Consider the following 8,818-nt stretch of genomic DNA (forward strand, 5'->3'; position numbering starts at 1 on the left):
GATGGGGCGGGCGGCGGTCAGATCATGCACGGCGCCGGGCAGAGCGGGTGAGGCCCAGACCAGCCGGCCGATGGGGTCGGCAAGAACCTGGACGTTCAGGCCGTGACGCCGGTGTTTCCCGGAGTAGTAGGGCTTTTGATCGGCCAGGCGGTCGATGGGGATGAGGGTGCCGTCCAGGATGGCGTAGGCCAGGCGGCCGGCTCGTGCGACGGCGGCATGGAGATCCTCGGCCAGGGCGGCCAGCAGGTCGACGCCTTCTCGCACGTAGCGCCAGGCGGTGGCGGTGCCGATGGAGAACCCCGAGGCCAGGCGGGTGTAGGTGTCGCCGTTGCGCAGGTGGGCGAGTACCAGCAGGGCTTGCCGTCCGGCGCTCAGGCGCCGCCACCTGCAGCGGCGTTCGGCACGGCGGGCGCGGATCAGGTCGGCCAGGCGGGCCAGGGTGCGGTTCGACAGCGGAATCGCGGCACGGTAAGACAGCAGCGAGGCTCCCGGTTGGGGCATCGGATCTTGGTCGACTGCTGTCTTACCGGGAGTCTCATCTCGACCTCAACCCCGGTTCCTGCGCCTCCCGTGACCAGCACCGTCACGATGGAAAAGGCTCAGTGATGCGCGGTAACCATGGGCGGTGACGCTTTAGATCATTGGCGCAGAGAAGATCAGTTCTGGAACTGCCAACTCAGGACGGGCGGAAAGCAGCGGCGCGCCGGAGCTCGCCAGGATAAACACGAGCCGGCGCAGCAACCCCCTCACGTGCCAGCGCCTCCCGGCACCATTGCCAAGATAGCCAGACCTCGGCGCAAATCCATTACTTGGAATTAATGTGGATAAATGGCCCAATATGGTAAATATCGGACAATCAACCGCTTGTGCTTCGTGTCGCATAGGATCGTTCCATGGCTCCCCCGAAAAGGAATCGGCGAGCTAAGCCCGCCGAACCCTCCTCACTCAACACGAAAAATCCAAAATTCCAAGTGCTAGTCCCCGCGTTGGCCACGTGTATAAGTGCGATGATTGCTGGAACGTTTGCGCTCCTCGCCGTTTTTGCCGCGCGCCCGGCTGCTGATCCCTCGGCATCTGCCAGTCCTTCCACTGTCGCGATGGGTCAAGCTGCTGAAGCAAGCGCAATATCTACGGTAACCACAACGAGAACAATATTCGTTACGGTGACTGCCACATCGACACCCTCACCGGTTGAGGATGAGAATGACTGGCCTACACGGGCCCCCAACGCCGGAGCCGGAGGTGGCAAACTGCATAGTTCATCCGCTAGCGCCACGAGGCCAGTCGCCCATACAAGTAACAGTAGCTCGATCTCTACACTCCCATTTCTTTACGTCGCAATCGCAGCGATTGCATTAGGTCTTACTTTAGGTTTTGTGTTGCTGTATAGACAACGGCGCAAAATTAGCTAGAGGATGTCTGAAAAGCTGGCGTTCAGGTAGCTGGTCAGGCTGGCTCTTGTGTGAGGTGTTGGTGCGGGAGGTAGCCCGTGCCTGAGCATCGACGCTCTAGAGAGTTTCGAAGGCTGCGGTTATGGCGGTTTGAAGTCGTGGCGATGAAGCCGCTGATGAGTCGGGGCCGGTACTGCATCCTCTTCAGCCGGGTCTTGATCAGCCGGAGGAGTTCGGTGAGGGTCTTCTTGGCCAGGTTGGCCAGCGAGCGCTTCAGGTGGAGCCTAGGAGATTCGAACTCCTGACATCCTGCTTGCAAACGGGAGCCAGTCACCACGTGGGGAGCTCCGCGGCCTGTTCGGGCGTGTGGTGGTGGGTGTCGGCGTGAGGAGGTGTACGGTCCTGTTGCTGTACTTGGCTGCTGTACGTCTTCCGCGGGCATGGCGCCATCCCGCGCATCCCGCAACGCTAGGTCAGGGTTTGCGGCCGAAGGCATGCGGGCTGGCTGTCGTGGGGCCGGGACCGGCCGACGTCGCGCGCGGGCGGTTCCCTGCGTTGTTCGCCCTGGAGCTCAGGGCACGTCGCGCCTTTGGTGCCGCTGCCGGTCCGCAGTCGCTGCCAGGACCGGGCGGGCATGCGTTTGACCAGGTCGGTAACGGTGGAGGTGCCGGCCGGGGTGCTCACCCGGTGGTCGGTCTTCACGGCGATCACATGCGGTAGGCCAGGGCGCGGATCGCGGTGCGGGTTCCCGGCCGCCGTACACCTCATCGGCGGCGAGCCAGGCGTCGGTGACGCCGCCGGCATACCGGCGGGCGAGCATCTCGACCGCGAGTTGCGGCTTGCTCGCGAACATCACCTGTTCGGGGACCCCGGCCAGCTGGCGGCGTTCCTCATCGGCCGCCCACGCGCCGGGCAGGAATAGACGCCGATCGATCAGCGTGTGCCGGCCTCCGTGACGTACGACAGGTGCACGGCCACCTGGCACAGGCCGACGGTGTCAGCTCGCTCAGCGGCTGCCGGAGATCACCAGCATTTCGCACGGTCCGGTGAACCCCCGTGATCCGTCGAATTCGGAAAGGGCGGACGCAATCTCGGCCCACGCTTCCTCCCGCTCGGCGGCGGGCAGGCCGGAGAGCATCTGATGCAACGCGCCGAACGACTCCCGCTCGAACCGGGCGCATTCGGCCGCCGACGCGAGCCGTACTGGTGACGGGATCGTCTCTATGGTGACGTCGCGGAAGCCGGCCCGCGCCAGGGTCTCTTGCGCGACTTCGGGACTGCCCAAGCTGAACGGGCCTGGCTGCCCAGGCATGGGAGGCGGCAATGCGGCGCGCCTGCGGATGATCCCGATGGGTACCGAGAAGAAGCCGTTGCGGTCGGCGGTCGAGTAGACCACGGCTGACACCCTCCCACCCGGGCGCAGCGCGTTGCGCATGCAGGCCAGGGCGGCCTGCTGGTCCGGGAAGTAGATCAGGCCGACCCGCGAGATCACGGCGTCGAAACCCTCATCTGGTACCTGAAGACACTCGCCGTCGGCTTCCTGAACGGCGATGTTGTGTACGCCCGCGGCCGAGGCTGCCGCCATCGCATAGTGCAGGATCGCGGGGGCGATGTCGGTGGCCAGGACATGCCCGGTCGGTCCGACACGGCGGGCTGCGGCGATCGACTGCCCACCCGCTCCGGCGGCGACGTCGAGCACCCTGCTCCCGGTCGTGATCTTGGCGGCGTCGAGCATGCGAGTGGTGGCCTGGCCGAGCCAGGCCTCGATCGTGGGTCCCCACCGGTGCCACGCCTCGGCCGCGTCCTGCCATTGCTGGCGGGTAGTGCTCTTGTAGACCTGTGGGTCGAATGTTGTCGTCATAACCTGTACGCGCCAGAAACTCGACTGTTCCCGCCAGATCCGGCCTGGCGATAATGGACGGGTGCCATTTGTCGGCCGCACCGCAGCCCTGGCCGTCCTGCACGAGGCGGCCGGTCAGGGCCGAAACCTCGTCCTGGTGACGGGGCCCGCAGGCATGGGCAAGACCGCTCTGCTGGTGAAGTTCGCCGAAGAGTACGGCCGGAATGACATTTTGTGGGGTACCTGCTGGGGTGACGCGCCCGCGCTGTGGCCGTGGACGCAGGCGGTGCCACAGCTGAAAGAGCTGGCACGGATCGAGGACCGGCTGGAGCTGTTCGACGCGATCAGCCGGTGCATCACCAAGACGGTCGTCATCCTCGATGACCTACAGTGGAGCGATCCGTCAAGCCTGGCCCTCATTCGGTACCTGATGGGAGCCCCGCATCTCGACAGGCTCCTCATCCTCGGCGCGTATCGCGATGATGAGTCCAATGCGGACCTTGCCGCCCTGAGCACGGCTGCGCAACGCCTGCCGCTGCGGGGGGTCGCCCGCTCGGAGGCCGACGAGCTGATCGACACCGCTGCGAAGCCGTGGGCGGATTCGATATATGAGCGCAGCGGCGGTAATCCGTTTTTTCTCAGAGAGCTAAGCCAAGTCGTGGCCTCTGGCGGAGCCGTTGCCGGAGTGCCTCGCGCTATCCGGGAGGTGGTGTCGCGGCGGCTGGCCCGCCTGTCCGGCGGGTGCGTGCAGACTTTGGAGGCGGCGGCTGTAGCTGGGCCACGCCCGCTGCCTGACGTGCTGGCCGAGGTGTTGGGAGTCCCGCCGACACAGATTGCCGAGCACATCGAAGAGGCCACGGGCGTGCTGAGCCTGGCTGGCTTCGAGCATGACCTTTACCGCGAATCGATATACGCCTCGCTGTCGGCAAGCCAGCGCGTCGAATTGCATCACCTGATCGCCCAAGCCCTGTTACGGCGGTGTGAACGCGGGGCGCACGTGCACCCGGCTGAGCTTGCCGGGCATTTTACGCTCGGCGTCGCGGCTGGCGGCCCTGAGCCAGCGCTGCGGTGGGCGCTGTCCGCCGCTGCCGCCGACCGCGCACGTTTCGCCTTCGCGGAGGCCGCCGGACATCTCGCCAGGGCGCGCGACGCGGCCGTCGCTGCGGGGATGGCGCTGTCCAAACCAGACCTCGTGAATATGCTCGCCGTCGAGGCCGCTGACCGCCTGCGGGCCGCAGACCCGCGAACCGCGCAGGGACTCCTCGCCCAAGCGTGGGAGTTAGCGTCCGAAATAGACGATCCAGAGCAACTCGGCATGGTGGCGCTGGGCATCGAGCGGATCGGGGCGCGCTTCGCCATGCCACGCCACGACCTCATTGCGGTGCTGGACCAGGCCCAGGCCGTGCTGCAAGGCACCGAAACCGCGATCGAGGCGCAGGTCACGGCCGCGCTGGCACGTCAGCTTCAGCACTCCGTGCCCAGCGAACGGCCCCGCTCCCGCCCGCTGGCACAGCGCGCCGTGGAAATCGCACGGGCGCTCGGCGATCCGGCCACACTCGCCGACTGCCTGCTAGCCGAGCATGACTGCCTGTGGACTCCCGGCACAGCGCCGCAGCGCCTGCCCATCGCCCGGGAGATTGCCGTACTGGCGCAGCTGTCGGCCGACTCCGAACGCCACGCCCAAGCGCTACTGCTTATCGCGAATGCGTTGCTGGAGAACGGTTCGCCGGGTTTCCGTCCGGCGCTGGCCGAGTACTTTCATCATGGTGGGCAGTTGCACCAAGCCCGCCAGCAGTACCTACTGCGAACGAGGGAAGCGGCACTGGCCATTTTGGACGGCGACGCCGAACGGGGCGAGCAGTTGAGTCGCGAGGCAGCCGCGATGGGAGAGGCGATCAGCGACCCGGACGCTGGCAACGTCGCGATGTCCCAACGACTCGAACTGATCCGGCTCAGCGGTGATCCCATAGCGCTTCGCCAGTTCGCGGCCGAGGCTGTCCGCTGGTGGGTCGGCGTACCGGCGCATGCCCACGCGGTCGCTGCGGGTTTCCTGGCCCGAGCCGGCGATCTCGACGAGGCCCGCCAGGAGCTGGATCTGGTGCGTTCCATGGGGGATTGGCGGCTGGATCGCTCCTATCTCTGGTCGGTCTTCATTGGGGAGATGACCGAGGCGGCCGTGCGATTGCACGACCGTCCGTTTTGCGCCGAGTTGCTGGCTGAATTGCTACCCGTGGCCGATGCGTGTGCCGTGAACGGAGCGCTGGTCTGCTTTATGGGCGCGAACGCCCACCGCATCGGGCAACTGTATGCCGCCCTCGATCAGCCCGCCCAGGCCAGGCAATGGTGGCAGCGAGCGCTGCAAACCCACCGCGTGCTGGGAGCCAGGGCGTGGGAAAAGTCCTCACGTGAGGCGATGGGCGACGACCGGCCGGTCTTCGTCCAAGACGGGCAGCTATGGCAGCTTTCCTATGAAGGGCGGTCGGCGATCCTGCGAGACGCCAAAGGCCTCCGCGATCTCGCCACGCTCATCAGCCGCCCCGGCGTGGACATCTCCGCGGTCGACTTGGCCGCCGCCGCTCTGATCGACTCCACCGCGCCCATCCTGGACCGCGCCGCCCTCGCCTCCTACCGCCAGCGGCTACGCGACATCGACGAACAACTCACAGCCTCCCGCGATGACATCGGACGTCATATGCGCTTAACCGATGAACGGGAGACCCTTCTGGCCGAACTGCGCCAGGCAACCCGACCCTCCGGTGAGTCGCGCAATCTGGGCATGACCACCGCGGAACGTTGCCGCAAGGCAGTCACCGCACGGATCAGAGACACCATCAGCCGGATCAAGCCCGTGCTGCCCGAACTCGCCGTTCACCTGGACCGCAGCATCCGCACCGGCCTATCTTGCCGCTACGACCCAATCACCACGGATCAAGCAAAGGCATGAGCAAGTGCGCACTCGACTCAAGATCCAATTCCACCCGAACACATCGGACAGCACTGGATCAACCACCTCGAACACTGGTCCTACTGGCGACAACTCGACGACCTCGCCCGACGGGCACAGGAGGAGCCATCGGGCACGCAACGGGCACGGAAGCGAAAATAGCCCGGTGAAACACCGAAGCCCAGGCAGAGGAATAGCCTCTGACCTGGGCTTTTGAATGGGTGGAGCCTAGGAGATTCGAACTCCTGACATCCTGCTTGCAAAGCAAATCGAACACACGTTTCATTAAGGTGGTATAGCCCCCGACCGGCGCAGCAGCGTTCACGAGCGTCCACCAACGTCCGTGATCGTCTGCCACGATTGTCACGCAGTTGGTCCCTCAGACAGAGACGCGTGGGCAGCGGCGAGATGGTCGTGCAGGACCGCGTGGCGGAACTGGTAGACCGGGCCGACGGCGCGCAGCAGCCCCAGGCGATGGGCGTCATCGAGGAAGTCCATGATTCGCAAAGGAAGCCGTCGTGCCAGCCAATCGGGCGACTTTGAACCTACAAGTTAGCCAGGCATGGTGATGTCCAGATGAGGCCCCCCGATTGGGAGGCCGACCATCAGCCCGAACACGAGTCCCCATGCGAGGCCCGCGCCCACCGCCAAGATGGCCGGCACGGCGACGGCGATCCGCCAGCCCGGCCTAGAGAAACGTAATATGTCTGGAGTTACGCATGATCGCTCTCTGATATAGCTCCAGAATGATTCCTCTAGGAGTACCACTTTTCATCAGATTTCCTGTATGGAGCAAAGCTGGCCAACTGTGCCATAGCCCGCACGCATGCCCAAGTTCATGCATAGGTGTTGTCGGTCGCGGCTCGGGAGCTCCCTTAGTAGATTGCATGCCTACGCGATCCACTACCACGTAATCACTTAGCAGCGAGATCGAGCATCCAACCTTGTCTTCAACATCATCGACAACGAAGATGGTGATAGGTGCGCCGTAGCCTAACAGAGCCTGCGAGCGATTTGTAGCCGCGTTGTATCGGAAGTACTTGCCAGCTTCCTGGAAATCTTCTCGCCAAGCACCAGTGCCGCATCGCACATGAAGTGCAGCCTGCGGCGCAGGGAAGGGCAGTGTTTCAACCAGGACACCACCAGCTGCCCTTACGCGCGTATTTAGTTGCTCCCTGAAGCATTTCTTTATTACGGCAATAGCGTCATCTAGCTCCTGCTTCTGGGCAGCCAGGTCCCGTTGGGGAAGGCGGCCATCGGCAATGATCGCGCGCCCATCAGCGCCGCGAAGGATTACAATCCGCACGCGGACCCGCTTTGGAAGCATGATACCAAAAAAGGTAAGTACGAAATCAACTACCCCAAACGCCCTGTTCACTATCTCAAAAACAAAATTGCCAAGCTCGTCCAGGATGCCTGTTAAGGCATCGGCAACAGATTCGTACCATGGTTTCGAGTTAAACTTACCCTTATCCCTTAACCATTTTAGATTAATGCCATACCGACGCGGATCGTAGAACACATAATCATTAGCTACAGTGTTATAGAGGCCGACCGGATTGGCGATATCGACCGGCGTATTGACCAATGAAGGATTGCCGAGTAAGCGCCATTCATACACCGGCTCATCTGACCATTTAAGATTGATCCCATACTCGCGTTCTCCGTAGCGGAGATAGCCGCCACCTCGAACGTTAATCGCCACTCGCTCGCCATAAAGAATCGCACTCGGGGCGCCGCTCGCAGCCAGAAATCGAATACTTGGAGTTGCCGGTTCTGGATCCTCCCATACAAGATTGATTCCGTATTCACGCTCCCCGTACACTAAGCGCTGGAATACGGTTTCATTGAAAAGATCATAGCTGGGCTCATTATTTGAAAGAATCGACGTGACAGAGTTGTCGCTGGGAATGACAAACCAGTTCACTTGATCACTCATCTAGCACCTCGCCCAAGTATCTCCGCCCAGCACACGCATGACATGACGTTGTGCTAACACCGCTAGAGAGCGTTAAGGGCTTGGGTTACGGGCTTGTGGTGGTCTGGGAGAGCTGACCGCGACTGGTTGCGGGGTTATGCAGGTGGGATGAGGTATCCCGACAGTGGCGGGCTGACCGCCGAGCAGCGTGTGAAGCGGGAAGTGGTGCGGTTACGGGCGGCCGACCGGTTCGCCGAAGGCGCCACCGACGCACAGGTGGCGCGGGAGTTCCGGGTGTCGCGAATGTCGGCCAACCGGTGGCGGCACGCCTTTGAGTCCGCCGGCCGTGAAGGACTGCTGTCCAAGGGGCCGGGCGGGGAGGTCTGCCGGCTCGACCCGGACCAGGTGGCGGAGCTGGAGACAGCGCTGGAGGCCGGACCGGCCGTGCACGGGTGGGACGATCAGTGCTGGACGTTGTCCCGGATCGCCGAGGTGGTGCGCCGCCGATTCGGGGTCGGCTACACCCCGGCCGGGATCTGGTACCTGCTGCGGCGGGCGGGATGGTCCTGGCAGGCGCCCTCCCGCAGGGCGGCCGAACGCGATGAACAGGCCATTGCCGCCTGGAAGGACGAGCAGTGGCCGATCATAAAAGGACCGCGACCCGGTTGGGGGCCTGGCTCTGCTTCGAAGACGAGGCGGCCCAGACCTTGAGATCACCCAAGGGC

At 63.8% G+C, this 8,818-nt stretch carries 7 protein-coding genes; 2 read left to right on the forward strand and 5 right to left on the reverse strand.

Annotated features, from left to right (window positions below):
• The 3 genes from AW272_RS39970 to AW272_RS39980 form a co-directional block, all read right to left on the reverse strand.
• Positions 1-480, reverse strand: a 480-nt coding sequence (locus AW272_RS39970) for a transposase family protein (RefSeq protein WP_169807741.1), incomplete at its 3' end; no start/stop codon positions are given.
• A 1,482-nt stretch (positions 481-1,962) separates the two neighbouring features.
• Positions 1,963-2,376 carry a transposase gene (locus AW272_RS46255; RefSeq protein WP_083959189.1) on the reverse strand — a complete coding sequence of 138 codons (414 nt, stop codon included), beginning with the start codon at positions 2,374-2,376 and terminating at the stop codon, positions 1,963-1,965.
• Positions 2,377-2,397: 21 nt separating this feature from the next.
• Positions 2,398-3,252, reverse strand: coding sequence for a class I SAM-dependent methyltransferase (locus tag AW272_RS39980; protein WP_066376521.1), 855 nt, complete (start codon positions 3,250-3,252; stop codon positions 2,398-2,400).
• 61 nt (positions 3,253-3,313) lie between these two features.
• Between AW272_RS39980 and AW272_RS39985 the strand changes: the two genes are divergently transcribed.
• A complete protein-coding gene (locus AW272_RS39985) occupies positions 3,314-6,175 on the forward strand; it encodes an ATP-binding protein (RefSeq protein WP_066376524.1) in 2,862 nt (953 codons plus the stop codon).
• Between the two features lie 363 nt (positions 6,176-6,538).
• Here AW272_RS39985 and AW272_RS45870 read toward each other — a convergent pair whose 3' ends face one another.
• On the reverse strand, positions 6,539-6,673 hold the full coding sequence (locus AW272_RS45870; protein ID WP_275527354.1) for a hypothetical protein: 135 nt from the start codon (positions 6,671-6,673) through the stop codon (positions 6,539-6,541).
• A gap of 190 nt (positions 6,674-6,863) precedes the next feature.
• Entirely contained in the window at positions 6,864-8,114 is a 1,251-nt protein-coding gene (locus AW272_RS42985) for a metallopeptidase domain-containing protein (protein ID WP_157519375.1), read from the reverse strand.
• A 147-nt stretch (positions 8,115-8,261) separates the two neighbouring features.
• On the opposite strand from AW272_RS42985, the gene AW272_RS39990 reads away from it, so the two are divergent.
• The gene (locus AW272_RS39990) at positions 8,262-8,804 is read left to right on the forward strand and encodes a winged helix-turn-helix domain-containing protein (protein WP_066362461.1); all 543 of its coding nucleotides are present in this window, start codon (positions 8,262-8,264) and stop codon (positions 8,802-8,804) included.
• The last annotated feature ends 14 nt before the right edge of the window (positions 8,805-8,818 follow it).

It is taken from the genome of Herbidospora mongoliensis (genome assembly GCF_001570545.1).
Taxonomy (GTDB): Bacteria; Actinomycetota; Actinomycetes; order Streptosporangiales; family Streptosporangiaceae; genus Herbidospora; species Herbidospora mongoliensis.